This is a genomic window from Emergencia sp. 1XD21-10 (assembly GCF_009936045.1).
In the GTDB taxonomy this organism is placed as follows: domain Bacteria; phylum Bacillota; class Clostridia; order Peptostreptococcales; family Anaerovoracaceae; genus Senimuribacter; species Senimuribacter intestinalis.
Map to the genome: position 1 here is coordinate 21,912 of NZ_QWEQ01000002.1, position 24,318 is coordinate 46,229.

At 42.7% G+C, this 24,318-nt stretch carries 27 protein-coding genes and 3 riboswitches; of the genes, 4 read left to right on the forward strand and 23 right to left on the reverse strand.

From position 1 onward, the window contains the following. Window positions 1-6: 6 nt before the first annotated feature. From hemL to D1151_RS00325, 14 genes are all read right to left on the reverse strand, one after another. Window positions 7-1,269, reverse strand: coding sequence for a glutamate-1-semialdehyde 2,1-aminomutase (gene hemL, locus D1151_RS00260; protein WP_161907526.1), 1,263 nt, complete (start codon window positions 1,267-1,269; stop codon window positions 7-9). Further along, complete coding sequence (gene hemB, locus D1151_RS00265) at window positions 1,269-2,249, reverse strand: porphobilinogen synthase (RefSeq protein WP_161907527.1); 981 nt, start codon at window positions 2,247-2,249, stop codon at window positions 1,269-1,271. The genes hemL and hemB overlap by 1 nt, the downstream gene beginning before the upstream one ends. Then, entirely contained in the window at window positions 2,242-3,717 is a 1,476-nt protein-coding gene (gene cobA / locus D1151_RS00270; protein ID WP_161907528.1) for a uroporphyrinogen-III C-methyltransferase, read from the reverse strand. The genes hemB and cobA overlap by 8 nt, the downstream gene beginning before the upstream one ends. Next, window positions 3,693-4,589, reverse strand: coding sequence for a hydroxymethylbilane synthase (gene hemC, locus D1151_RS00275; protein WP_161907529.1), 897 nt, complete (start codon window positions 4,587-4,589; stop codon window positions 3,693-3,695). Before hemC ends, cobA begins: the two co-directional genes overlap by 25 nt. Then, a complete protein-coding gene (locus D1151_RS00280; RefSeq protein ID WP_161907530.1) occupies window positions 4,589-5,053 on the reverse strand; it encodes a bifunctional precorrin-2 dehydrogenase/sirohydrochlorin ferrochelatase in 465 nt (154 codons plus the stop codon). Before D1151_RS00280 ends, hemC begins: the two co-directional genes overlap by 1 nt. Further along, complete coding sequence (gene cobK / locus D1151_RS00285; RefSeq protein WP_161907531.1) at window positions 5,043-5,828, reverse strand: precorrin-6A reductase; 786 nt, start codon at window positions 5,826-5,828, stop codon at window positions 5,043-5,045. The genes D1151_RS00280 and cobK overlap by 11 nt, the downstream gene beginning before the upstream one ends. Next, complete coding sequence (gene cobJ / locus D1151_RS00290; RefSeq protein ID WP_161907532.1) at window positions 5,809-6,540, reverse strand: precorrin-3B C(17)-methyltransferase; 732 nt, start codon at window positions 6,538-6,540, stop codon at window positions 5,809-5,811. The genes cobK and cobJ overlap by 20 nt, the downstream gene beginning before the upstream one ends. After that, on the reverse strand, window positions 6,541-7,545 hold the full coding sequence (locus D1151_RS00295; protein WP_161907533.1) for a glutamyl-tRNA reductase: 1,005 nt from the start codon (window positions 7,543-7,545) through the stop codon (window positions 6,541-6,543). Beyond that, entirely contained in the window at window positions 7,542-8,543 is a 1,002-nt protein-coding gene (locus D1151_RS00300) for a cobalt-precorrin 5A hydrolase (RefSeq protein WP_161907534.1), read from the reverse strand. Before D1151_RS00300 ends, D1151_RS00295 begins: the two co-directional genes overlap by 4 nt. Beyond that, on the reverse strand, window positions 8,543-9,292 hold the full coding sequence (gene cobM / locus D1151_RS00305; protein WP_161907535.1) for a precorrin-4 C(11)-methyltransferase: 750 nt from the start codon (window positions 9,290-9,292) through the stop codon (window positions 8,543-8,545). Before cobM ends, D1151_RS00300 begins: the two co-directional genes overlap by 1 nt. Window positions 9,293-9,295: 3 nt before the next feature. Then, a complete protein-coding gene (cobI, locus tag D1151_RS00310; RefSeq protein WP_161907536.1) occupies window positions 9,296-9,982 on the reverse strand; it encodes a precorrin-2 C(20)-methyltransferase in 687 nt (228 codons plus the stop codon). Next, entirely contained in the window at window positions 9,979-11,151 is a 1,173-nt protein-coding gene (cbiD, locus tag D1151_RS00315) for a cobalt-precorrin-5B (C(1))-methyltransferase CbiD (protein ID WP_161907537.1), read from the reverse strand. Before cbiD ends, cobI begins: the two co-directional genes overlap by 4 nt. A gap of 187 nt (window positions 11,152-11,338) precedes the next feature. Further along, a riboswitch (cobalamin riboswitch) is annotated at window positions 11,339-11,528 on the reverse strand. Window positions 11,529-11,605: 77 nt separating this feature from the next. Continuing rightward, window positions 11,606-12,406 carry a sirohydrochlorin cobaltochelatase gene (locus D1151_RS00320; RefSeq protein WP_160202215.1) on the reverse strand — a complete coding sequence of 267 codons (801 nt, stop codon included), beginning with the start codon at window positions 12,404-12,406 and terminating at the stop codon, window positions 11,606-11,608. 13 nt (window positions 12,407-12,419) lie between these two features. Next, window positions 12,420-13,451 carry a homing endonuclease associated repeat-containing protein gene (locus D1151_RS00325; protein WP_161907538.1) on the reverse strand — a complete coding sequence of 344 codons (1,032 nt, stop codon included), beginning with the start codon at window positions 13,449-13,451 and terminating at the stop codon, window positions 12,420-12,422. Between the two features lie 113 nt (window positions 13,452-13,564). Further along, window positions 13,565-13,745: riboswitch (cobalamin riboswitch) on the reverse strand. Between the two features lie 127 nt (window positions 13,746-13,872). Beyond that, a riboswitch (cobalamin riboswitch) is annotated at window positions 13,873-14,056 on the forward strand. A gap of 159 nt (window positions 14,057-14,215) precedes the next feature. On the opposite strand from D1151_RS00325, the gene D1151_RS00330 reads away from it, so the two are divergent. From D1151_RS00330 to D1151_RS00345, 4 genes are read left to right on the forward strand one after another with little or no spacing between them, the layout of a single operon-like run. After that, window positions 14,216-14,965 carry an energy-coupling factor ABC transporter permease gene (locus tag D1151_RS00330; protein WP_160202217.1) on the forward strand — a complete coding sequence of 250 codons (750 nt, stop codon included), beginning with the start codon at window positions 14,216-14,218 and terminating at the stop codon, window positions 14,963-14,965. Window position 14,966: 1 nt separating this feature from the next. Next, window positions 14,967-15,287, forward strand: a complete 321-nt coding sequence (locus D1151_RS00335; protein ID WP_161907539.1) for an energy-coupling factor ABC transporter substrate-binding protein — start codon at window positions 14,967-14,969, stop codon at window positions 15,285-15,287. 7 nt (window positions 15,288-15,294) lie between these two features. Continuing rightward, window positions 15,295-16,071: a cobalt ECF transporter T component CbiQ gene (cbiQ, locus tag D1151_RS00340; protein ID WP_160202219.1), complete on the forward strand. Its 777-nt coding sequence runs from the start codon at window positions 15,295-15,297 to the stop codon at window positions 16,069-16,071. Window positions 16,072-16,088: 17 nt separating this feature from the next. Then, entirely contained in the window at window positions 16,089-16,931 is an 843-nt protein-coding gene (locus tag D1151_RS00345; RefSeq protein WP_161907540.1) for an energy-coupling factor ABC transporter ATP-binding protein, read from the forward strand. A gap of 12 nt (window positions 16,932-16,943) precedes the next feature. Here the strand turns inward: D1151_RS00345 and D1151_RS00350 are convergent, their stop codons facing one another. The 9 genes from D1151_RS00350 to D1151_RS00390 form a co-directional block, all read right to left on the reverse strand. After that, the gene (locus D1151_RS00350; RefSeq protein ID WP_161907541.1) at window positions 16,944-17,258 is read right to left on the reverse strand and encodes a type II toxin-antitoxin system RelE/ParE family toxin; all 315 of its coding nucleotides are present in this window, start codon (window positions 17,256-17,258) and stop codon (window positions 16,944-16,946) included. Further along, the gene (locus D1151_RS00355) at window positions 17,248-17,541 is read right to left on the reverse strand and encodes a type II toxin-antitoxin system RelB/DinJ family antitoxin (RefSeq protein WP_161907542.1); all 294 of its coding nucleotides are present in this window, start codon (window positions 17,539-17,541) and stop codon (window positions 17,248-17,250) included. The genes D1151_RS00350 and D1151_RS00355 overlap by 11 nt, the downstream gene beginning before the upstream one ends. A gap of 371 nt (window positions 17,542-17,912) precedes the next feature. Then, window positions 17,913-18,143: a hypothetical protein gene (locus tag D1151_RS17265; protein ID WP_161907543.1), complete on the reverse strand. Its 231-nt coding sequence runs from the start codon at window positions 18,141-18,143 to the stop codon at window positions 17,913-17,915. Further along, a complete protein-coding gene (locus tag D1151_RS00365) occupies window positions 18,136-18,681 on the reverse strand; it encodes a hypothetical protein (protein ID WP_161907544.1) in 546 nt (181 codons plus the stop codon). Before D1151_RS00365 ends, D1151_RS17265 begins: the two co-directional genes overlap by 8 nt. A 21-nt stretch (window positions 18,682-18,702) precedes the next feature. Continuing rightward, window positions 18,703-19,017 (reverse strand): four helix bundle protein, encoded by a 315-nt coding sequence (locus tag D1151_RS00370; protein WP_161907545.1) that lies wholly within the window; start codon window positions 19,015-19,017, stop codon window positions 18,703-18,705. A 109-nt stretch (window positions 19,018-19,126) separates the two neighbouring features. Then, a complete protein-coding gene (locus D1151_RS00375) occupies window positions 19,127-21,661 on the reverse strand; it encodes a DUF6273 domain-containing protein (protein WP_161907546.1) in 2,535 nt (844 codons plus the stop codon). 15 nt (window positions 21,662-21,676) lie between these two features. Next, window positions 21,677-22,264: a hypothetical protein gene (locus D1151_RS00380; protein ID WP_161907547.1), complete on the reverse strand. Its 588-nt coding sequence runs from the start codon at window positions 22,262-22,264 to the stop codon at window positions 21,677-21,679. A gap of 9 nt (window positions 22,265-22,273) precedes the next feature. After that, window positions 22,274-22,981, reverse strand: coding sequence for a hypothetical protein (locus tag D1151_RS00385; protein WP_161907548.1), 708 nt, complete (start codon window positions 22,979-22,981; stop codon window positions 22,274-22,276). 5 nt (window positions 22,982-22,986) lie between these two features. Further along, window positions 22,987-24,162: an SPFH domain-containing protein gene (locus tag D1151_RS00390; protein ID WP_161907549.1), complete on the reverse strand. Its 1,176-nt coding sequence runs from the start codon at window positions 24,160-24,162 to the stop codon at window positions 22,987-22,989. Window positions 24,163-24,318 lie beyond the last annotated feature (156 nt).

Consider the following 24,318-nt stretch of genomic DNA (forward strand, 5'->3'; position numbering starts at 1 on the left):
ACTTCCCTATTTCTTCAATGCCTTTTTATAAGACTCAATGGTGAAATCCAGTTCTTCTTTTGTAAAACAGCTGTTTATGAACATCGCCTCATACTGTGACGGTGCCACGTAGATGCCTGCCTCAAGAAGCTCTTTGAACACGTGACCAAATCCCTGCGTGTCCGATTTGCAAGCGCTGTCATAATCTGTGACAGGCTCCTTTGTATAAAACATGCAGACCAGCGAGCCTATGTGATTTACCGTAAAGCCGCTGGCGCTGCGCAGACCGTCTGCCAGATACTGTCCCATTTCATTGATTCGATCATAAATGGAAGGGTTAACTAGCAGCTGCTGCAGTGTTTCAATGCCTGCAGTCATAGCGATAGGATTTCCCGATAAAGTTCCTGCCTGATACACACTGCCAAGAGGTGAAACACATTCCATAATTTCCCTTCTGCCCCCATAGGCTCCCACCGGCATACCGCCGCCGATAATCTTTCCATAGGTCACTAAATCCGGCGTCACACCGAAGTACGCAGCAGCTCCTCCAAAAGCAAGACGAAAACCCGTTATCACTTCATCAAAAATCAAAAGTGCACCGAATCGGTCGCATAAATTACGCAGCCCCTGTAAAAATCCAGGTTCTGCAGGTACAACGCCCATATTTGCAGCTGTCGGCTCCACAATGACGCAAGCAATATCGTCTCTGTTTTTTTTCATGAGAAACTCTACACTGGCAAGGTCATTATACCGCGCAAGGAGTGTATCCGCTGCTGCACCGCAGGTTACACCTGCGCTATCCGGATCGCCAAAGGTCATGGCGCCGGAGCCTGCCTTTACCAGCATAGCATCGCTGTGTCCGTGATAGCAGCCTTCGAATTTGATAATCTTGCTCTTTTTCGTATAGCCTCTGGCAAGGCGCAGCGCACTCATGACTGCCTCAGTACCACTGTTTACCATACGAATCATTTCTACGTGAGGAATATTGTCGCAAATCAGTTCTGCCAGTTCCACCTCAAGTTCTGTGCATGCACCGAAGCTGAGACCCTTGCTGACTCTCTGCTGTACAGCGGCAATCACTTTCGGATCTGCATGACCTAAAATCATCGGGCCCCAAGAGCCCACATAGTCAAGATACTCATTTCCTTCGATATCGTAAATTTTATTGCCGCAAGCTTTTTCAATAAATCGCGGTGTTAAACCTACGGACTTAAAGGCTCTTACCGGACTGTTGACACCGCCGGGCATTACCTTTTTTGCTCTGTCAAATAGCTGCTGTGAACTCTTCATTAGCCGATATCTCCTCTCTTTATCGCATCTGCAATTTCCATGGCATAATAGGTCATGATGATGTCTGCACCTGCACGGTACATGGAAACTGCCGTTTCACACATGATGCCGTACTCATCCACAAGCCCTGCTTTGCCAGCATTTTTTATCATAGCATATTCACCGCTGACGCTGTAGGTTGCAATTGGCAGATTGGTTTCATAAGAAAGCTCTCTGATTACATCCAGATAGGAAAGCGCCGGCTTTACCATGAGAATATCTGCCCCTTCTTGTTCATCAATGATTGCCTCTTTCATACCCTCCTTAATGTTATGAAAATCCATCTGATAGGTTTTTCTATCGCCAAAAGAAGGTGCGCTGCCTGCAGCTTCACGGAACGGACCGTAAAATTTTGAAGCGTATTTCACTGCATAGCTCATAATCGGCACGTTTTTAAAGCTATTTTCGTCAAGACCTGCGCGAATCGCAGCAATTCTTCCGTCCATCATGTCAGAAGGTGCAACCATATCAGCGCCTGCCGCCGCATGAGAAACTGCCGTAGCCGCCAGATATTTCAAAGTTTCGTCATTGTCTACGTCATGTCCGCAAAGAATACCACAATGTCCATGGGAAGTATATTCACACATACACACATCGGTAATCACATAAATCTGATCTCCGTATTCTTCCTTTATCGCGCGTACAGCCTGCTGAACCACGCCGTTTTCGGCATAAGCCTGACTGCCCTTCTCGTCTTTTTCCTTTGGAATACCAAACAGCAGCACCTTATTAACGCCGTGCTGCAAACATTGGTCGATGACTTCCTTTGCTCTATCCGGGCTGTAACGATACTGCCCTTCCATCGCGGAAATTTCAGCTTTTATATCAGTTCCTTCTTCAAAGAAAATAGGATAAATCAGGCTGTCAGCTGACACCCTGGTCTCCCGCACCATACCGCGAATCAGCGGATTTGCTCTAAGTCTTCTCGGTCTGTTAATCATTGCACTTACTCCTTACCTTTTCTACCATACTATCGATAGTAGCTACCTTTGAAACGACTGTATCAAAGCCAAACCTTGCGGCTTCTGCTGCAGTCTGTTTTCCAATGCAAAGGGCTTTTACCCCTGCAAAATGATCTCTGCTCTGTGTCTTCACAAAACCATCTACACAGGATTTACTTGTAAAAGTCACATAGTCCCAGTCTTCCAGATTTGTAATCTCCTCATGTTCTACATATGCGGTATCGTAAACCGGGTAATCCAGATACGTTATTTCTCCTGCATCAAGAGCTTCAGTCAAATCAGCTGTTCCTATCTTTGCCCGCAGCAGCAGCACCTTGCTGTCTTTGTCCACAAAGCCCGTTGCAACCATCTCTCGTCCCAAAGTTTCACCGTCGTACACAGAAGGCAGAAAATCTGCTGTCAGACCGAATTCCTTCAGGGCAGCTGCTGTAGCACTGCCGATACAAGCAAAGCGCTTGCCGGAAACCACCCGAACATCTTTCCCCTGCTCCAAAAGCCAACTGAAGAAGGAGAGAACGCCCTCGGTACTGGTAAATACGAGGGTATCATATCCTTCAAAATCAGGTGCCATAGGTCTGATAAAATCAGTCCTGATACAAGGATATAGCTTCGTTTCCGCACCCAGATTCCGCAGCTTTTGTTCTAGCTTTGAAGCTTTACTTTTTGGCTGTGTCACCAGAATTCGTCTGCCCTTAAGTGGTCTTCCATCAAACCAGTCAAATCTGTCCGAGAGAGAACAAACCCTGCCCACAGCAATGACTGCTGGAGATTTCACCCCATTACGCCTTACAGCTTCTTCTATATGTGCTAAATCTGAAATGAACTTTCTCTGCTTTGTATAGGTTCCATTTTCGATCACAGCGCAAGGCATGTCTTCTTCCATACCTGCAAGAAGCAAACCTTTTGCAATGCGGCCCACTGTCGACACACTCATCATAAAAATCAGTGTTCCTTTGAGCCGTACCAGCGCGTCAAAATCGATAGCAAGATCGGCGCCTTCCTTTGCATGCCCTGTAATAATGTGCAGCGACGAGCAAAAATCTCTGTGAGTTACTGGAATGCCTGCATAGGCCGGCACTGAAATAGAAGATGTGATGCCCGGTACTACTTCAAAGGGGATTCTGTTATCTGCCAATAGCTCCAGTTCTTCTCCCCCTCTGCCGAAGACAAATGGGTCGCCGCCTTTGAGCCGCACTACTTTTTGACCGGCCTGCGCCTCTCTCAGAAGGATTTTGTTGATTTCATGCTGGGGAACTGGATGATTGCCTACATTTTTACCTACGTCGATGCGTCTGCAGCAATCTGGAATCAGTTCCATAATACTTTCACTGACTAACCGGTCGTAGACGATAACGTCCGCTTCCTCAATCAGCCGTACAGCCTTCACTGTAAGCAGTTCCTTATCTCCTGGACCTGCACCTACTAAATATACGATTCCTGTGCCCATGCGCTGCCTCCTTTCATCCTCAGAGCAAGCTCTCTTCCCAGACTCTCACCCTGATATTTGCTGCCCTTTATTTCATCTATGTATTGGTTCTCTTCTTCGTCTACATAATAGCCCTTTATAGTGATTTCATCACCGTTAATTACAGCATATGCTGCAACCGGTGAACTGCAGCCGCCGTCCAAAGTCCGGACAAAACTTCTTTCTGCCAATGCGACTAATCTCGCCTCTTCATCTGCGAAATCCTTAAGAAAAGGAACCTCATAACCCTTCCTTCCCTGTACTGCCAAAATTCCCTGACATGCAGCCGGCAGAATTTCCTCAGTGGAAAACAGCTTGCTGATTCGCGCTTCAAGGTTTAGCCTCTTCAGCCCAGCATAAGCTAAAATAATAGCGTCATACTGTCCTTCGTCCAGTTTTGCAAGGCGTGTCTGCACATTGCCTCTAATCGGTCTGATATCCGCTGTCTGATACAGTTTCTGCGCCTGTAATTTCCTTCTCTTTGAAGAGCAGCCTATGATTGGATTTTGCGGCAGCCTTTCGAGACCTGCCCTCAGAACCAGCGCATCTCTTGGGTCTTCTCTTTCGGAAAACGCCAGAAGCGGCAAATCGCCATCCACCTCCATCGGCATATCCTTCAGACTATGCACTGTTAAATCAACTCTTTTCTCCATCAAAGCCTTATCCAGCTCCTTGACGAAAAGACCTTTCCCTCCAATTTGATCCAACGTTTTATCTAATATGATGTCGCCGGTGGTCTTCATAGTCACCAATCCGACATCAATGGTGCTGTCGAATTTTCTAATGGCATCTATCACCATCTCTGACTGAATCACAGCCAGCTTGCTTTCTCTGCTTCCTACGATTACTTTCATCAGTATGCCTTTCCTTTTATGATTTCTCTTACTTTTGCTGCAGCTCTTTTCGTAACGCTGTGAGAAAGTCCGCTACCGCAGATACCTGCAGTAACCTCATCTCCCGCTGCGACAGCCGGAAAATAAAATGTACACTCTGCCCTATTATCACAGACACTTACCAAAATGTTCCGTTTCTTTGCCGCATCTCCAATCTGCTTGTTTACCTGTCTGTTATCAGTACAGGCAAGCACCATATAGCAGTCATGCAAATATTCTTCATTATAAATGTCCGTAATCAAAGTCAGTCTGTCATTTGCCGTCAGATTTTTCAGCGCCTGGGAAGTCTCCGGCGCTATGACAGTAATTTCAAAATCAAATTCCAGCAGAGTTTTAACTCTTCTGGTTGCGATATTGCCGCCGCCAAATACAACTACCATCTTCCCCTCAGATGGTACAAAGACCGGAAAATATCTATTTTTCATAATAGTCCGCTGCCTTTCTTAACACCTCTTCAAAGGAATATCCTGCCTCCTCGCTGGGTCTTCCAATCACAATAATTCCGAAGCCTTCTTCCAGACACGACAATTTATCATCAAAGCCGCCTGGTTTTCCCGTATTCTTTGTCACAAGCCACCGGCAGCCGTACTGTTTCATAACCGCCAGATTCATTTCCTTTATAAAAGGACCCTGCATAGCGATAATATTTTTTGGAGCGATACCTGCTGCTATACAGCTTTCAACAGATGAAACCGATGGAAGCACTCTTGCAACTGCTCTTTCCTGGATACCTTTCATTTTACTATATTTCCACAGCTCTTTGGCACCGGTCGTCAGCAGCACCCGCTCATCAGTTCGATTTAAAAAATTCACAGCTTCTTCGATGGTAGCGACTTCTATGATACCCTCACCTGCGGTGTTTCCCTTTTCTCGCAGAAGCCTCAAATATGAAATCGACTGATTCTCACAGGCTCCTCGAATATTTTCTGTGACAATATTTGCGTAAGGGTGTGTCGCATCAATGACAAGACCGTAATCTCCGGCAGCCATCAGCTCTTCCATTTCTGAAAGGTTCAACCTTCCTTCAAGAACAGAAAGCCCCGGTATATCTGTCAGCATTTCACTTCCGTAATCCGTAGCAACACAGAAATCCGCACCGCTTTGCCATTTCCTCTCCGCAAAAGCCTTTGCCAGCTGATGACCCTCATAAGTTCCCGCAAAGACCAGTATTCTTTTTTTCTTACACGTCTTGATATCCACGAGGTGTTACCAGCTTTCCGTTGATGACTTTCGTCTGACTATTTCCTATAAAGACAGTGGTAAACATGTCTATTTCTTCATTATTTTTTAAATCAGCAAGAGTGCATACCACCCCTGTTTCGCCATCTCTTCCGATGTTTTTTACATAACCGCAGGGCGTATCCCAGCCTTTGAAAGCGCTCATAATCTCTGCTGCTTTGTCGACATAATCGTGACGTTTCTTACTTTTCGGATTATAAAGACAGACCACAAAGTCAGCTTCTGCCGCAAGATGCAGTCTTTTTTCAATTTTTTCCCACGGAGTCAAAAGGTCTGACAGAGAAATAACTGCAAAGTCGTGAATCAGCGGTGCTCCTAATACTGCTGCACCGCTGCAGGCCGCCGTAATACCCGGCACAATAATAATTTCCACCTCCGGATGCTCTGCTGCAACCTCCGCCATAATTCCTGCCATTCCGTAAACGCCAGCATCTCCGCTGCAGACAAAGGCCACTGTTTTTCCTTTCAGAGCAGATTCCAGCGCCAGCTTGCAGCGATCTACCTCCTGCTTCATAGCTGTCGATTTAATTTCTTTTCCTTCTGTAAGTTCCCGTACCAGATCCACATACAGAGTGTAGCCTACGATGACATCGCTTTTCTCAATGGCTTCCTTCGCCTGCGGCGTCATATATTCCCTGTTACCCGGGCCGATGCCCACTACATATATTTTCATTTAGATATCCTCTTTCGACAGACGCTCCCTGAAGCTATACCATTTGTGGAAGTCGTCCATGTATTTTTCTATAATCAATTCAATTTCTTTCATTTGCTGTTCCATACGGGTGTCTCTCACATCTGTGCCCAAATTATCTATATCATAGTAACGCACATGCGCAAGTTCTTCCACCCTTGGGTCAATATCTCTGGGTACAGCCAAATCAATAAACACCTCCGGTACTCTGCTCAACCGGCTGATTTCCTCCATAGATACAGTGTAATGGGGACTTAAAGTTGCACTGACAACAGCGTCAACCGTCTCTATCGCATGATAACGTTCCCCATAGTTGACGGTTTTCACACCCTGCGGTATGATGTTTTCTCCATGCCTATACTGACGAAGGGTCATCGTCGCTTCTAAGCCCTCTTTTACCAGAATTTCCGCAACCAGACGTCCAATCATTCCATTTCCGATGACCAGCACCTTTTTCAGTGCCGGATTGGTACGAATCAGTTTGACCGCCCGAGAAGCAGTTGAATTGTCATCAAACTTGAAATCCACCAGAGTTTTTGCCTTTTTTCCCGCACTAACACCATTTCTGAAAATGACATTGAGCAGAGTATCTGTCACCCCCGCTTTTTGGGCAGCTTTCAGCGCATCATCTACCTGTGTCACAATCTGATCATCGCCCCAAATCTGAGATTCAGCACCCGCTGCCACTTTACACAGATGGATAATCGCATCATCGCCTGTCAGTGTCCGGTTCATATAGGCGTAAGTCCCATACTCAACCCCTATCATCCGGCAAAGCTCCTTAAAAGGGTTTAATACTGCTTCGTCCTTGAGAGACAGATATAACTCTGTCCTGTTACATGTGGCAATGAGAACCGCCCCCAGTATCTCCTCTTTTTCCTTCAGCTTATCATAAAGCTCTGCAGTCTGCGTCTTTGTACAGGAGAATATCTCTCTTTCTCTAAGCCCCGCCATGTTATAATCAATATATGACATAATGATATTCAAAAATTACACTTCCAATCTCTCATAGCCAGGGCGCAGGTACAGCCGCTTCCACTGGTCTTTGATAATATTTTTGTTCCGTAATTGCTCGCCAGTACCGCGCTGCGCTCACAAACATTATCAGCACCCGTTACTGATTTGACCAGTGCTGATGGTACAAAGCACCCCTGCACTTCTTGCAGCTCCTCTGCCGTATAAGTAACCAAAGGAATCTCATATTTGTCGCAGAATGCCAGAATGCAGGTTTCATATTTCTTCAAATCTATAGAAGCCAGCTGTTCTACCGCTTCAATCGCAATGTGCTTATCTGCCAGCTGCTCCAAAATAAACCTTTCAAAAACCTCTGCACTGACACCTTTACGACATCCGACACCGATAGTAACAATGCGCGGCACCAAATTAATGGTATTTTGAAAAACATTCTGATTTCCGGCAAGGCTGACACAAATACCACTTTCCGTTTCATCGAGAGTCAGAGCCTGCGGCAATTTTCCCTCAAAGGGAAATGCGCTGGAAATCCCCACCTTTTCTCCTCGCAAAATCGCTGATGATATCAACTTGATTTTGCTGATATCCATAATATGACAGCCTGCATATTTACTCCATACATCTACTGCGAACTGTCCGTTGATATCGGTAGCCGTAGTCAGCACCAGCTCCGCTCCCGTCACCTTTGCAAACTCTGCCGCCGCTTCATTTGCGCCGCCCAGATGGCCGGAAAGCAGCGGTATGGAAAATCTGCCAAACTCGTCCATGACTACTACTGCCGGATCCTGATCCTTGGTTTTAATCAGCGGTGCAATCAGGCGAACGGCAATGCCTGCCGCACAGATAAAGAGAAAAGTGTCTTTCTTCTCAAAGTTTGCTTTCAGATATTCTCTCGCGCTTTCTTTTCTTTTATCGAAAATCTCCGCACTGCACGTCTCTTGCAGCCTTTCTGCAATTTTCTCTGCCAGGCTTTGTCCTCTAGCCGTAAATGCCAGAATACTGATGTTTTTCATTATTTTGCCGCCTCTCTGAACAGATGAGTAAAAGACGGATCATAGAGCCTAGAACGCTCGTATTCGCTGCCTAAAAAACCGCCTACCATAATCAGCGCCATTTTATTGATACCATTTTCTTCTGCAGCTTTTGCGATGTCCTTCACCGTGGTGCGAACCACCTTTTCGTCCGGCCAGGTTGCCTTATAAACAATCGCCGCCGGGCTGTCCGGTGCGTACCCGCCTGCAATGAGTCGTTCAGAAAGCTCAGCCAACATGGTGGAGGTTAGAAATACTACCATGGTTGCTCCATGTTCAGCCAGTTTAGAAATTTCTTCTTTCTCAGGAACCGGGGTTCTTCCTGCCATTCTTGTCAAAATGACTGTCTGGCTTACATTAGGTAAAGTGTATTCTGCATTTAATGCTGCTGCAGCACCGATAAAGGAGCTGACGCCGGGTACAGAAACATATTCCATATTTTCCCGGTCTAAAATATCCATCTGCTCTCTAATCGCGCCGTAGATACAAGGATCTCCTGTGTGGAGCCGGACTACTTCCTTTCCCCTGTTTTCTTTCATCACCGCAATAACCTCTTCCAAAGTCATCTTAGCACTGTTATAAATCTTACAGTCTTTACCAGCATAATCTAAAAGCGCCGGATTCACAAGAGAACCTGCATAAATGATAACGTCTGCTTTCTTTAGAAGCTCCGCCCCTCTGACAGTAATTAAATCTGCAGCGCCCGGACCTGCTCCGATAAAATAAATCATAGTTTAACTCTCCTTTTGTCTGTCTTCCGACGGAATTATAATCAGCGAAAAGTAGCTGGACTGCTCTTTCAGTTCTTTTAGGTCCTGATATACCCTTTCATTTTCCATGGTGGCGCATTCTACCATCATAGCTTTCTTGTCAGCCAGCTGATCTTTAATCTTCATGATGGTTTTGCCTGACTTCATCAGCACTTTCGTGCCTTCCAGTTCTTCCGCCTGACTTCCTTTATAGGTCGCCGGAATGATGTGCAGCATTTCCTCACGTTCGCAAAGAGATATATTCAGACTGGCCGCCGCACCGCAGAAGGACGGAACGCCCGGCACCATTGCTGTCTGATAACCCCGCTGGGCGAGTTTTCTATGCACGTACATGACTGTGCTGTAAATTGCCGGATCTCCTAAGGTCAGAAACGCCACATCCTTTCCCTGCTCTAAAATTTCGGAAATGGCATCAGCAGACCTCTCGTGACAGCGATTAAGCTCTTCTTTATCTTTAATCATGGGCATATCGCATTCCAGGATTGCCTTGTCCAAGATGTAATCTCCCGCAATTTTCAGCGCCATGTTCTCTGCTGCTCCACTTCTTGGCACTGCAATAACATGACAGTCTTTCATTACATTGATGGCTTTCATTGTAAGCAGATTAGGATCTCCCGGTCCCAGTCCTACTGCATAAAATTTTCCACTCATATCTGTTTCATATCCTTTCGTATCATTTCAGCAAGCCGGTCTGCACCAGGGCTTTTCATAATATGGTTTCGATCTGTAGTAAACAATACCGTCTCAACTTTCACCTGTCCTTTCAGCCTGAAATGGAGATGGTACAGAACCTTTTCCAAAATCCTTGCTTTTACTTCCTCATAATAATTTTTTTCCTGAATCAGAGCAAACGCCTCATCGGTGGTAATACACTCTGCAATTGCTTTTACAGTATCGCAGTCAGCACCGCAAACGGCACTATGCATACCGATAATCTCCATTCTGCCATCAGCGTAAGAGGAATGGGTATTCATAATCCCTGCTGCCAGCTTGATCAGCTTGCCTGTATGGCCTACCAGAAGTATTTCCTCAAACCCCTTAAACTTAATGTAATCCAAAGCTTCTCCAATATAGTTAGAGATGGATACAGCCTTTGCGATATCCAGTCCCAGATACTCACGGCAAAATTCCCTGCCGTAATTTCCCGGGGCGATAAGAATCCGCTTCGGATTCTCCTGATACTGTTTGTCGATCACAGTCTTAATCGTATCGACAAGAGCCTTTTCACTCATAGGATCGACAATACCTGTCGTTCCCAGAATAGAAATCCCCCCAACAATCCCAAGTCTTGGGTTATATGTTTTTTTTGCAATCTCCGCACCGCAAGGCACAGAAATTTCTATATATATAGGTTCCTCCTCTTTTCCGTACTTCCTGCGTATCCTTTGCACATTTTCAAAGATCATCTGCCTCGGCACCGGGTTGATGGCAGGCTCTCCTACGCTGCACTGCAGGCCTTTTGCTGTAATAATGCCTATGCCGCAGCCGCCCAGCAAGGTAATACGATCTCGAGTTTCTGCTAAAGTTCCCGATGAAATCGGCTCCTTGCTGACACAGGCTGAAATTCCTGCGCCATGGGTTGCATCAGGGTCATCGCCTCCGTCTTTTATCACCGTGCAGCAAACCGTACCCTTATCTATATCTATTTCACTGACCTGCATGGTCGTTTTCTCTCCTGCAGGCAATATAACCTCCGCCTCAGAGACTTTCTCTCCAGAAAAAAGCATAGCCGCTGCCGCTGCAGCTGCAGCAGCAGCGCAACTTCCGGTTGTAAAACCGTATTTTAGTTTTTTTCCATTTTTGACGGTAAACTTCTCCATATTATCCTTTCTGCAAGCTTTTCCTGCAATGAATAATGTTGCAATAGAAAAACCCGAATCCACAGGATTCGGGTTCAAATTTATCTTGCATTAAGTAAAACTCTTCGCACTGTCTCCTTCTTTTCCGTTTTGGGAGTCCAGCCGCCGAAGAATTTACTATTATTACCCTAAAACTCATATCCTGTGACTTTCATGGTAAAATATTGGGATGTCTTCCGACTCTGACGTCAACGCTCTTATGCGCCTTCCCAGGAACGATTCCCAGTGACCGGCCATATGCCTTACATAAAAACTCCGTCATTACGGCAGCAGGACTGTTCAGGACTCTCACCTGATTCCATATTACGATTTTATCAACCAATATTTTCAAGTTGTTTAACAGAATTATATTACAATCGTTTTCGGCTGTCAACTGCAATTTGCACCAGCTTGAAGCAGCCGTTTATCGGGATGCTTATTTAAGCTTTTCAAATGCCCTTGCTGTATGCTGCGCAAAAATTTCTCTGATTGCAGGAATCTGCCCCATGCCTCGCAGTACACACTGCACCGCATAGCCCTCTTTTTCCAGAATCGTTTTCCATGAATCTTCATCATCACTTGCCATATCGTTATTGGCATGATCGCCTGCAACAATCATTAAAGGCTGCAGCACAATTTTTTCATAACCGCCTTCCTTTAAGGCAGGAAGAATATCTTCCAGAGTTGGTACCGCTTCCACAGTTGCGATAAAATAGTTGTGGTGTCCCTGTTTTCTGAGCTCATCTTGCAAATCAAAGTATACCCTGTTTGCCTCAACACCTGTTCCATGTCCCATCAACACCACGGCCGTCTTTTCATCCGTATGCTCTTTTGTGTCTTCCACCATGGCAGCTGCAACTTTCTCAAAATCCTCTTTATCAGTTAAAAGAGGTTCTCCAAGTACTGCAGCTGCAAAAAGATCTCTATGTTTTTCCACATCGCGCAGAAGGTCGTGATACTCTGTTCCATTCATCAAATGTGTCGGCTGTATCACCAGCTTTCTGAATCCATCTGCTGCTGCATGCTGCAGTGACTCAGCTTCGTTATCGATATGAAGTCCATCTCTTTTCTTTAGCTTATTAATAATCATCTGACTGGTAAAAGCACGCCGCACCGGATAATCTGAAAAAGCATCCGCAACTGCCTGCTCAATAGCATCTATTGTGACCTTTCTATTTTCGTTATAGCTGGTGCCAAAGCTGACTACCAGAATCGCGGTGTCTTGTTTCTGATTCATCTTTTTATTCCTCTTACTTTCCTTGATTACTATTTTTCTTTTTATTTTTCTCCTCGTAGTATTCCTTTGGCGTAACGCCAATCTGATAGAGAACGTTACCCCAGGAACCGCATTTTTCGTGCAAATCCTGCCGCAGCTGTCTTGGCACTTCCTTTTTCATAGGAATTTTTCCGTTTTTCAGATAGATATCTTTTACCATACCAAGGCGCTTTCTATCATCTTCATCCAGATTCAATACCTTATAATAGCAGCCATAGAGACTGTCAGAATGATGCCTTCGATTTTCTGTCATTCTATGGTCGATATAAATATCGTGAAAAGGCTCCATTCGGAGGACCGGTTCCAAATCAATCTGAAACAGCGCATTGCGCCAGGAGCCGCATCGCTCTATGAGCGCCTGCTTAACAGCCTGTTCAATTTCTCCATGAAGAGGACTTCGTCCTATTTCATGAGCAAAATTTCTAACTGCTTCCAGCATATTGATATATTCCAGTTCTAAATCAGGAATCTTATAGACTGCTCTTTTAAGAAAATCAGCATCCAGCTTTGCAGCTTTAATAACAGAAGTCCAGCCGCTGTAATATTTTTTGATTTCCCTGCAAACCTCAGGCAGATCTCTGGGATGCGGAATTTTCCCAAGCTCCAGTGCTTTTTCTCTGACCATGTCAAGAAGCTTTTCCTTATGCAATCGCTCTTTTTCCATCTGCTCCATAGTTTTTCCGCCTTTACCTGCTGACGCGGAAAGCCCTGCAGCACGAAGCGCATAAGGCCATTTACCAAACCTTTGTTTGATGTAGTCTTTCAATATCCAAAATACTTCTCCCTGCGTAGGGCCATACCCCAGTTCTGACGCTAAACGCCTTAGATAAGCGAGCAGTTCTTCATCAGAAAAGCTTTGGTAGACACATTTGCCGTCCGGACTTGCTAATGCATAATTTTTCCAGACAGCAGAAGTTTTGTCATTCTGCCCGTATTTCCTGTCTGGATTTCGACTGATCTTTTCAATCAGCAGCTTCTTCCTTAGCTCTAACTCTCTTTCTTCCACTTTGATTTCTCCTAAGCAAGTTTTAATATTAGAATAATAAAAATGCTGTAGCAAAATATGCTACAGCCCGTATTTTCTGTATCTGTCGTTTAGGAAACCTGATAACCGTCAGGCGCACTCCTAGTATTTCAAGCAGGTCTTCTGGCTCGGATATCTTCATCATGCACACCTTCCCAGACTATCTGTCCAGTGGTATTTCGGCATGACTCCTTCCTTACAGCGGCGGCAACCGCACAGGATTTGCACCTGTTTCCCTCTTTGCTGTTAAAACAGACAAGAAATACTTGTCATTCAGTTGTTATTTCAAAGCATCAACGCTTCTACGCTGACATTGTATCATATCAAATCGCATTTGTACAGAATCTTTTTTTGCCCCTATCCTCCGCTTGACAAAATACAACCTCCGGTAATATAATGAGGTTACAATTGAATGTATAAGGGTCCCTTTCAAGGGGTTTAAAAGAGAAGCAGGTGAAAGTCCTGCACGGTCGCGCCGCTGTAATGACGTAGCCCTATCTTAATTTATGTCACTGGGAAACTGGGAAGGCAAGATAAGGGTGCCAGATGTCTAAGTCAGAAGAACTACCCAAATACAGCCAATTTACACAGGTTACGAACGATGACCGGGTGTGAACACGAAACGGAAAGTATTTTTTGCATACTTTTCTATCGCTGCACCTGTCATAAATGACAGGATTTTTTATTGCGTAGAGATACAACATTTCGTGTTTTGTTCATTTGTTTATCAAGAAAGGAGATACTTTATGACAAAAAGGCAAAAATTATTTTTATCAATTGTAACAGTTTTTTCACTGGTCTTTGGTATGGTTCCCACGGCAAATGCCATGCACATTATGGAGGGCTACTTACCCGGAACCTACTGTCTGGTATGGGGAGCGATATGCGTTCCATTTCTTATCTGGGGTTTTTTCTCCATCAGAAATACCCTTACAGATAATAGAAAAATTATCACTGTACTTGCCATGGCAGGTGCATTTATCTTTGTAATTTCCTCGCTAAAAATTCCATCGGTTACAGGAAGCTGCTCTCACATGACAGGAACCGGTCTTGGCGCAATCCTTTTCGGACCTGCAGCAGTCAGCATTTTGGGAATTATCGTACTTTTATTTCAGGCAATTCTGCTGGCTCACGGCGGTCTTACTACCCTTGGAGCGAATACTTTCTCCATGGCTATCGCAGGACCTTTTATCACCTATGGCGTATACAAGCTATGCAAAAAGTTAAAGGTAAACAAAATGTTTTCTGTATTTCTGGCAGCTGCCTTAGGTGATTTGCTTACATACTGCATTACCAGTCTGCAGCTGGCTCTGGCTTATCCTTCAGAAGTAGGAGGTGTCGGTGCTTCTCTTGCGAAATTCATGGGTATTTTTGCTACGACGCAAGTACCTCTTGCTATCGTAGAAGGCATTTTGACTGTTATCATCGTCATCGGTTTAGAATCCTTTGCGAAACCTGAACTGAAATCAATCGGATTTATCAAGGAGGGCAAATAATATGGATAAGAAGAAATCTAAAAAGGGTCTTGTGGTTCTGCTTCTGATTCTGGCAATTCTCATCGCAGTCGTACCCTTCTTAATGCTCAAAGACGCTGAATTTGGCGGCTCTGATGACGCTGCCGGCGGCGCTATAGAAGAGATACAGGGCGGTGAATATGAACCTTGGTTTACACCGATTTTGGAAAGCTATCTGGGCGGTGAAATTCCCGGTGAAATCGAAAGTTTAATTTTCTGCGTACAGACCGGTATCGGAGTCGGCATTCTCGCCTTCTTTATGGGTCGGTTTTACGAAAGAAAAAAATGGATGAAGGATGAATAAATAAATTATGATTATTGTAGATAAGCTGTGCTATTTGTCAAAACTCAGATATGTAAACCCCATGGAAAAGTTCGCTTTTGCAATGCTGACTCTCATTTTTTGTATTGTCAGTCGTTCCATTGCTATGGGCGTCTTTGTCATTGGAGTCAACAGCTGGCTAACCATTGTTCGCGGCGGTATTTCCGCTGCCAGATACAGAAATTTGATGATGGTTCCCCTGGCCTTTCTCATACTGAGCACTGCTGCCATTATCATCAACATCGGAAAACGTCCCCTTGACGCCTTTGCAGTTCCTATTGGAAGCTGGTACGTCACTGGAAGTTTTGCAGGCATTTTGCATGGGGCACAGCTTATCACTACAGCACTAGCCGCCGTATCCTGTCTATACTTTTTATCTTTTAATACTACTATGACAGATATTCTAAGCGTCCTCAGAAAGCTTCATGTGCCAGCTCTTATGATAGAGCTCATGCTTCTAATTTACCGCTATATCTTTGTGCTGCTGGACGTAGCCTACTACATTTCCACTTCACAAAGCGCCCGCCTTGGACACAAGGATTTTAAAACATCAATAAAATCTTTTGCCTCTATGGTGCAGGCACTGTTTATCAGATCTATGAAGCGTTCCAGAAATCTTTATGACGCTATGGAGTCCAGAGGATATGATGGTGAAATTAGAGTGCTGGAAGAAAGCCATCCCACCAGCAAAAGAAATATCTACTACATTGTACTTTATGAAACTGCCCTTCTGGCTTTTACTTTATGGTTTAAATTATGGAGATAGGAGCTTCCGCGAAAGACATGACGAAAGATATTATCATTAAAGCAGACAATTTATTTTTTTCCTACGACGACGAAAAAAGCTATTCCTTAAACGGACTCAGTCTGGAAATTGAGCGTGGCCGTAAGGTTGCCTTTATGGGTGCAAACGGCGCTGGAAAGTCTACTTTTTTCCTGTGCTTAAACGGCATTCACAAACCTTCAGAAGGTACACTCTACTTAGACGGAAAGCCTGTGGACTACAGCAAAAAAGGTCTTTTAGACCTTCGAAGCAAGGTAGGCATTGTCTTTCAGGACCCGGATAATCAGCTGTTTTCTGCCTCAGTGACACAGGAAATTTCCTTCGGCGCTCTTAACATGGGAATGAGCGAGCAAGATGCACGCAAAGAGGTCGCAAAAGTCATCGAAACTCTGGAAATTACAGATTTTCAGCATAAACCCACCCACTCTCTTTCCGGAGGTCAAAAGAAACAGGTTTCTATTGCCGATGTTTTAGTCATGCACCCGGAAATCATCATTTTAGATGAACCAGCCTCCTCTCTCGACCCTAAGCATACAATCATCGTCAACAAAATTGTGGATATGCTCGTAGAACAAGGTATTACAATTCTTATGTCCACCCATAACGTCGATTATGCTTTGGAATGGGCTGATGAAATCGTATTAATTGCAGAAGGTAAAACACTGATGCACGGCACTCCTGTCGAGGTTTTTTCAAACGACACTATCTTGCAGCAGACCAATTTAAAAAAGCCTGCAGCCATGGAGCTCTTTGAAAGCCTCGTAAAAAAAGGCATCCTGCCTGCGGATCTGCCGGTACCAAAATCCCTGAAGGTTCTTGAGGAATATATTAGTGCGGTTTAATTTGTGTCTCCGTTATTTAATTTTACTTTCATAATCTTGTAACTCGTGAAAAATCTTATCTACGATTGCAACATTGCCATCAAGACGGAATAACATAAAATATCTATGTGATACGAAATTAATTCTTTTATATCCAAATTCTGATAATTTGGGATGCTCACAATAACGCAAAGAGCCCGCTACGTTTTCCAAGTTTTTTACAGTTATCATAAAGTCATTGAGCACATTTTTAGCTGCCTGACGACTCTTTTTTACTTCCAATAGATACCTTATGGAGCACTCCAGGTCATTCTCTGCATCTGTGGTGATTATAACTTTATAGTTCATATCTCTTTCTTATTTCTGAAGCAACTTCATCCCACGGTTTTACCATACCCTCATCAGCATGATTTCTCGCCTGTTCTAGTTTCTGCAAAATCTCTTTTTCTGTTAATGGCTCAAATGGATTTGCTGGTGTTGCTGTTTTAATTTCAAAAGGAAATCCACCATATGCAAGCGCTTGCACTAAAAACATGCGTATGGCTGATGTTGTATCAGTCCCTAGTTCTTTAAATAAGCTATCTATTTTTTCTTTTAAATCATCATCAACTCTTACTTGTATAGTACTCAATTTTAGCACCTCGCTCTCTTCTATTTTATTATACTGCTATTGTATTGTTTTTGCAATGTTTACACTAAAAAGCCGCGCGGATGAACCCCGAAAGATTTTGAAACCAACCAATGCCGATATATTGCGTATGTTTGTCAGCCAAGTTAAACTGACAAAAAACAAGAATCCGTCAGTTCTGTCAGCACTATGGGTTAAAGGTTTTCGCGCATTTATTGTGATTGTCTTTTTCTCTATAAAGTTTAAAACCTTTCAGTAGTTTTCGCTGTAAATAATACGTGTGTTCATAATTAAAATGAGCATGATAACTTTTTAAAATTTGTCTTATATCATTACATTTATTTGATCATTCGCATATAGTATTTGCATTTTCTTTAATTTTGCTGGTATTTATATTTAGTCTGCCGCTTTACTTTCCGTATTACTTTACCTGTATCGGTAAGATAAAAATGCCAACCCAGATAATTAACACCGTTTCTTATAGGAAAAATTTGCGTTTTTTCATTGAACTCCAATTGCAATTCTTTATTCAGATATTCTGACATCGCTTTGAGGCAACACTGCAAATACTTTTTATCATTGTGAATTAAAACACAATCATCCATATATCGAGAATAATATTTGACTTTCAGTTTTTTTAAGTCTGTCTAAGCCATCGAGATAATAAATTGCAAACCACTGATTGGTTTGATTCCCCATTGGAATTCCTTTATCTGGAGTGACTTCAAAGCTATCAACATCAATACAATTAAAGAATTTACGGACATCACATTTTAGAAAGAAGCCTTCTTGTCCATTATTTTTATAAAACCTCTTCATAAACTTTGAAAGACGTTTTATCGCAAAATGTGTACCTTTTCCTAAGCGACATGCTGCATTATCATATATCAATCTCCTGCCCAGCAGTGATGTTAAAGCTTCATCACACAGGCAGTGCGGTACAACTCTGTCAACATAATACAGTGCATGAACTTCCCTCTTCTTCGGAGCATATACCATAAAACTGTAATATCCGCTAATCAAGTTCTCGGCAAAGTGCAGTTCAAATTCGATAACCTCTTTCTCATTTCGCTTACCCCGTCTGGCAACGGTATGCACTTTATATAAATTTTGAAAATCCCATACTTTTTCATAGTCCATCATAAACTTATCTCTTTCCTGTTGTCAGCAAAAAGTGCAGAAGAGTTTTTTCTGCACTTTATAGATTTCATAAGCTTTTGCGTATCCAAGTACCTTTAAATCAGTCAATGCTTTTCTTTGCAGTTCTAATCGTTTCTGCTGCGCCAGTAAATCATCTTTTGAAATGAAAACGTCATTTGCCCGATAAATATTTTCTATCACGTTCAGTATAAGACTCTGTAATCTCGAAACAAAGGTAAAACGAAATTTTTTCGGTGATTTCTGCGTTATCGTCATAATGTAACTACACAAATCCTTCGCCTTTGTAGTCACAGTCAGTTCACTTTGCTTCTGCTTCATATGTTTCTCCTGTTTAAGTTCCCCTTCTGACTGCTTCGCAGCCATCTTCCCCAAAGGGGGGAGAAAGATTTGCGCCTTCGGCGCAAGGGAAGATTTCTGATTTGCAGATTTAAGATGCCAGATTAATCCATAAAGCAGGACGAACCCCACGAGAATTATTGCTAACATAGCTACCACTGTAATTAATGACGCCGTCTATATTTACAATTGCCGCACTATCACTACTCGAACCAGGGGAGCGCAGCCACCACCGGCATGCGTCGTCACTTATATTATATACACCTTGTTTAATAGCATAATCTGTTGGTCTGCAGATCCATTCTTCATCCGTTTTAAAATATTTTTCTGCCTCATCAATTGACAGTAAAAATATTTTGTCGATGGTATTTTTTCCTCCATCAGTACCATATCTAGAATTCTTATTGTTCTGCAGTCTCGTTTCCTCAATGCAACTCAACTGTGTCTCCGAAAAAGAATTTTTTAAAAATTCTTCATTCAACCAACTTCTTAAGTCCGATGATTTCCACGTAATGTCTTTCCACTCATCATAATACGGTTTTGCATCCAAAGTATATTTACTAATCAACAACAGCCCAGATTCCTTTTTGTCTAGTACAATCCATTCAATATTTTCTTTTCCATTTTGAGTTTGATTATCCTGTTCATATGAGCCAAAAAAGTAGCTATCGCCAATCTTAAAATTATCAGCATTTTTACCATATTCTCCACTAAAGCACTTCTCTATCTGTGCTTTCGCATCTTTGTAGCCACCTAATGCTGCTAATCTTTGAACCCCTTCTTGAAGCTGCCCCTTCTGCATCATTGTTACTGCTTCACGATATTTACATTCTGTAATCATATTTCTGCTTTCTTTATAATTACCCATTTTAGTGAACTTCTTGATTGCTTCTTGGTACTTACCTTCTTCCAGCAAATTCTTTGCGCTGCTGTATTGGACATTTGGAATGATAACTTCCTCCGTAACAAAACCTAAAATGCCACAGATAATTACCGCCGGAACAATAATCATTGTCCATTTCTTAATCAGTTTAGCCTTTCGCTTTGCATTTGCTTTCCTTGCCTCTTGATTAGCCTTTCTTGTCGCTATTTCTTGTTGACAAATATCTACCAGTTTTGCAGTATCTTTCCACTCAATAATACTTTGTAATTCCTCTATTGCTCTTTCATAAGAAGAAATTGTATTTCTCATCATTAATTTCTTCGCTGTGTCATAGACTGCGTCTTTCCTTGCAATCTCCGCGTCTTCCAAACATTTCTCTGCTAAAACATCAGCATCCTCAAATCCGGCTATCATTTGGAACTTTTCTGCCGCTTCTTTGAATTCACTTTCTATTTTAGCGTTTTCCATTAATTCCTTCGCGTTATTATAGATGGCTGTTTTTCTTGCTAATTCATTTCGCTCATTGATATATGTAATGTACCTCTGTAGTTCGGTAACTAATGCAATATCGCCAAACCTAATCGCCTTCTGATAATTGTTCTCTTCTTCAAAGGATTTCGAACAATCTCTCAGTGCTTCTTTTGTTCTAACTTTCTGTTGTGCCATGAGCTTTCCAAGATAGCCTCTTGCGTTTTCCGGGTCTAAATCCAGCACCTTTTCGCAGTATTCATTTGCACTTGTAAAATCACCATCTTCAAGGAACATAAAAGCACGTTTTAACAGCGCCTCTGCATTTCCTCCTGTGCTGCTGACTACTACTGTTTCCTTTGCTGTCTGTTTTGTTTCCTCCGCTGCGGTAATTTTCTTAATTCCACGAATTAAGTCCTGCATAAATCCTAGCTTGGACATGTCCTGTGCCTGCAAATGAGAAAACTCTTCCGGTAAATCGTATGGGTCCATATCCTTGTAAGCAGGAATTAACATTTTCTTAGCATCACGCTTAATTAAGGAAAGATATCTGCTCCATTCATTTTTTACCCAAACTGCATTAAAATGTTCTGATTTTGTTCCCAGCACTACCATGACCTTTGCAGAGTTTAATGCTGCAAATATGTACGGCTCGTAAGCTGAACCTAGTTTATCTTCCAAGGTAATTCTTGCAAAGAACACCCGAAAGCCTTCCTGTGTCAGCTGATGATACAGGTCGTTAGCAAGAACTGAATCCGGTGTTCTTCGTCCTTGATTGTCCGTTTCTTTGTAACAGATAAACACATCAAACGGTTCTTCCCTCTGTGAAATGGCAAGAATACCTTTTTGAATATTGTCTATTGCTTCTGCTTCTTCTTCATAAACAACTTTTTGATAACCATCAGCGTGCTGCAAAGCAGCTTTGTAATCTTCGTCCGTATAAATAGACGCATACTGTGCACGGTTCACCGTCGGTACACGCTTATGAGTGACCGGATCTTCAACATATTCAATTCCGTAACGACAAAGAACTAAAGACCAATAAGCTTCGGCATCTGTACTGTCTTCGTTGAGAATCTGTTCATAAATTCCCATTGCTTTATCGTACTCGTTGCTGCGTCTGAAATGATTTGCACGATCGTAAAGATTGGCTCGTTTTTCATCATCAAGTTTTGGCAGCGTCTGTTTTGTTCCGCAATATTCACAGGTTGCTACAGTTTCGTTGTTTGTGATTTCAAGTGTGCCACCACACATTTTACATTTAAAAATTGACATTGTTATTCTCCTTAATTAAAAATACTGTAATTCCATTGGCTCATATCCATCTGATGTTAGTTTAAATTCTTGCGATATCAAATTATTATCAATATCTCCATAAATCAAATAAATTTCTTTCGGTAATGAGTCTTTTCCTCTCTCATAAAAACTTTCATCAATACTAATATCAACTCCTGTTTTCCTTGAAAATGAGATTATTCGTTTTGTCATATCATTTGATCTTATCACTGAGGAAAATGGATATTCATATAAATATACACCTATTGTATGGTGGTTTCCAAAATTCTCAATGTCTATCTCAAAAGTTTCATTTTCAATTTCCTTAACTTCTATTCTTAAATTAGGTTTAATTTCATTTTTCCTTTTCTCTTTATCCACAAGTTCTGCTCTTTTTCCTTGATGCAATGCAATCCCTGCGACAAATAAAGTTATTATTCCTGTAATAATGCTTCCAACATATGAAAGAATTCCATCAGTGGAGAGTGTTTCTTTCCCTAACCAGCAAGCTATAACGGGTGAACCCACTGAAATAAGTATAATAACAACTATTATCCACGTAAAATGTTTCTCAATAAATCGTACAGCTTTATTAAAACTCATACGCACCTCCTACTTCACCAACTTCGCTTTCTTCCCTCTCTCCTGCACCAGCACAACCACCTCTTTTGCCAGCTGCTGTACATTCTCTGCCAAATCAGCTTCACTTGCAACTGCTTCTTTCAGTTCTGCGAATTTCAGTGTAATCTGCCCATCTAATCCTTCTAGTGCTTCATAGCTCATCGGATCAGCATATCGTACCGCCTCGTAAACCTGTTTACAGGCGGTTTTACTTTCCGCTGACCTCGCCTGTGTCATCAGAGTTTCCGCATCGGCACGCAGTGACTGCATGAAAAAGGTCTGCGTCTTTAGCTTATCATCCAGCCGGTCAACAATATCTACAGCTGCTTTCGCCTTAATCACTGAAGTTGCTGTAAATGCCAGAATCAAAAGGCAAATTATGATTCCCACCCAGTTTGGAATGTTAGGTACAATCATCGCAGCGCCGCCGCAAATCAACATCAAAACCAGACCTGTGTAGCTAACGTTAATCAGCGACAGATTGTAAAACAGCTTCTGCAGATTTTCTGCTTTCAATGCGATATAGGCACAAACAAGCTGCCCTACAAATGCTAAATTAATAAACACATAGCCTGCCCAAAAGGCGCCGCCGCATTTATTCATTCCAGCAACCTCAGTCGGTGTTACAAAGCAAATTACCTGAAATACAATAAACATAATCGCCCATACCAAGGCGTACATCTTAAATCTTTTATTCATTTTTCCTAACCTCTCTTCATGCCACATTTAGGACAAAACTTACCCGGACGTTCAAAGACAAAGCCGCATCCAGCACACTTTGATGTATCTACCGGTACTGCTGTACCGCACTCTTCGCAAAATACCGCACCTGCCGCAAGCTTTGCACCGCAATTTTCACAAAATGATTCCGTGCCTTGTACTGGCTGCGCTGATTGCATTCCCTCAAAAGCGTCGCTTACTGCGCCACCAACCATAGTTCCAACGCTACCGCCAACGCCCCCCATCACGCCAAGCCCAATTCCCATATTGGTAAATTGACCTACCGCTTCATTTTTTGCAGCGTCCTGCGCGACATCAAAACCTCTTTCCTGCTGATAGGTGTAGCCTTCCTGCATTCGTTTCTGTGCGATAGCCTGAGATTCAATTACCAGCTTCTGCGCCTCGGTCTGCTGATCGATAATTCCTACCTGCTGACGAAGTTTTGCCTCAGCAATGTCAGCGTACTGGCGGAAGTACAGTTCTTTAAACTTTTCAAACTGCCTTTCGCCGTCAGGTTTTACGATATTTGTCACGAAAAATCGTTCTAAGCTGACTCCATAGTCAGCAAAATCCTGAATCAAGAGATTACGAATATTCTCTGAAAAAACTGTTAGGTTCTCATCTATTTCAAAAATATTAATTGCATTGGATTTCATTACCTGTGCAATGTAGGTCTTTACACGAGTCATCAGAAAACCACGGAAAAAAGTCGCCAGTTTTTGTTGACCTAGAAAACTCTCTGTACCAACTACTTTGATTAGCAGCTTTCTGCTGTCTTCCGCTCTTAGACTCATTTCACCTGAAGCACCAATAGAAATCGGAAAGCCGTACGTTGGTTCTATGTATTGTACCTTGCTGTCAGTGCCCCACTTAATTGCCATCTGCTCTGTTTTATTGATAAAATATACTTCGCAGTGAAACGGTGACATATCTCCTGTTGAACGATTTAAAGCCTTACCAATTTTAGGAATGTTTTGGGTTTCCAGCGTATATCTGCCCGGTCCAAATAAATCTAACGCCTGTCCATTCATAAAGAAAACAGCCTCTTGGCTTTCATGGACAATCAGCTGTGTTAAACTGTTAAAATCCTCACTGGGGTGTTTCCATATAAAGGTGCTGTTATCACCCTCATACTTGATTACCTCTGCAATTTTTGCCATTTTCATCCTCCTCGAAAAGCATTTGCAACATAATTGTGATTATGTTGTATTCGGCACACTGCTCCTGCTAAATCCATAGCTATTTCAATAAAATATAAGTACAACAAAACAAGCTCTTTCCCTATTTTGTATAAAAATAGCTGAAACAGCTTATTT

Excerpts from the sequence above, each read along its gene's own strand:
- cbiD (WP_161907537.1), bottom strand. The coding sequence starts at position 11,151 with ATGGAGAAGTTTACCGTCAAAAATGGAAAAAAACTAAAATACGGTTTT.
- D1151_RS00375 (WP_161907546.1), bottom strand. The coding sequence starts at position 21,661 with ATGTCAATTTTTAAATGTAAAATGTGTGGTGGCACACTTGAAATCACA.
- D1151_RS00300 (WP_161907534.1), bottom strand. The coding sequence starts at position 8,543 with ATGAAAAACATCAGTATTCTGGCATTTACGGCTAGAGGACAAAGCCTG.
- D1151_RS00330 (WP_160202217.1), top strand. The coding sequence starts at position 14,216 with ATGACAAAAAGGCAAAAATTATTTTTATCAATTGTAACAGTTTTTTCA.
- cobI (WP_161907536.1), bottom strand. The coding sequence starts at position 9,982 with ATGAGTGGAAAATTTTATGCAGTAGGACTGGGACCGGGAGATCCTAAT.
- cobA (WP_161907528.1), bottom strand. The coding sequence starts at position 3,717 with ATGGGCACAGGAATCGTATATTTAGTAGGTGCAGGTCCAGGAGATAAG.
- D1151_RS00320 (WP_160202215.1), bottom strand. The coding sequence starts at position 12,406 with ATGAATCAGAAACAAGACACCGCGATTCTGGTAGTCAGCTTTGGCACC.
- D1151_RS00350 (WP_161907541.1), bottom strand. The coding sequence starts at position 17,258 with ATGAACTATAAAGTTATAATCACCACAGATGCAGAGAATGACCTGGAG.
- D1151_RS00370 (WP_161907545.1), bottom strand. The coding sequence starts at position 19,017 with ATGAAGCAGAAGCAAAGTGAACTGACTGTGACTACAAAGGCGAAGGAT.
- cobJ (WP_161907532.1), bottom strand. The coding sequence starts at position 6,540 with ATGAAAATATATGTAGTGGGCATCGGCCCGGGTAACAGGGAATATATG.
- D1151_RS00385 (WP_161907548.1), bottom strand. The coding sequence starts at position 22,981 with ATGAATAAAAGATTTAAGATGTACGCCTTGGTATGGGCGATTATGTTT.
- D1151_RS00380 (WP_161907547.1), bottom strand. The coding sequence starts at position 22,264 with ATGAGTTTTAATAAAGCTGTACGATTTATTGAGAAACATTTTACGTGG.
- cbiQ (WP_160202219.1), top strand. The coding sequence starts at position 15,295 with ATGATTATTGTAGATAAGCTGTGCTATTTGTCAAAACTCAGATATGTA.
- hemL (WP_161907526.1), bottom strand. The coding sequence starts at position 1,269 with ATGAAGAGTTCACAGCAGCTATTTGACAGAGCAAAAAAGGTAATGCCC.
- D1151_RS00280 (WP_161907530.1), bottom strand. The coding sequence starts at position 5,053 with ATGAAAAATAGATATTTTCCGGTCTTTGTACCATCTGAGGGGAAGATG.
- hemB (WP_161907527.1), bottom strand. The coding sequence starts at position 2,249 with ATGATTAACAGACCGAGAAGACTTAGAGCAAATCCGCTGATTCGCGGT.
- cobM (WP_161907535.1), bottom strand. The coding sequence starts at position 9,292 with ATGATTTATTTTATCGGAGCAGGTCCGGGCGCTGCAGATTTAATTACT.
- D1151_RS17265 (WP_161907543.1), bottom strand. The coding sequence starts at position 18,143 with ATGGATGATTGTGTTTTAATTCACAATGATAAAAAGTATTTGCAGTGT.
- D1151_RS00365 (WP_161907544.1), bottom strand. The coding sequence starts at position 18,681 with ATGATGGACTATGAAAAAGTATGGGATTTTCAAAATTTATATAAAGTG.
- D1151_RS00345 (WP_161907540.1), top strand. The coding sequence starts at position 16,089 with ATGACGAAAGATATTATCATTAAAGCAGACAATTTATTTTTTTCCTAC.
- hemC (WP_161907529.1), bottom strand. The coding sequence starts at position 4,589 with ATGAAAGTAATCGTAGGAAGCAGAGAAAGCAAGCTGGCTGTGATTCAG.
- D1151_RS00390 (WP_161907549.1), bottom strand. The coding sequence starts at position 24,162 with ATGGCAAAAATTGCAGAGGTAATCAAGTATGAGGGTGATAACAGCACC.
- D1151_RS00335 (WP_161907539.1), top strand. The coding sequence starts at position 14,967 with ATGGATAAGAAGAAATCTAAAAAGGGTCTTGTGGTTCTGCTTCTGATT.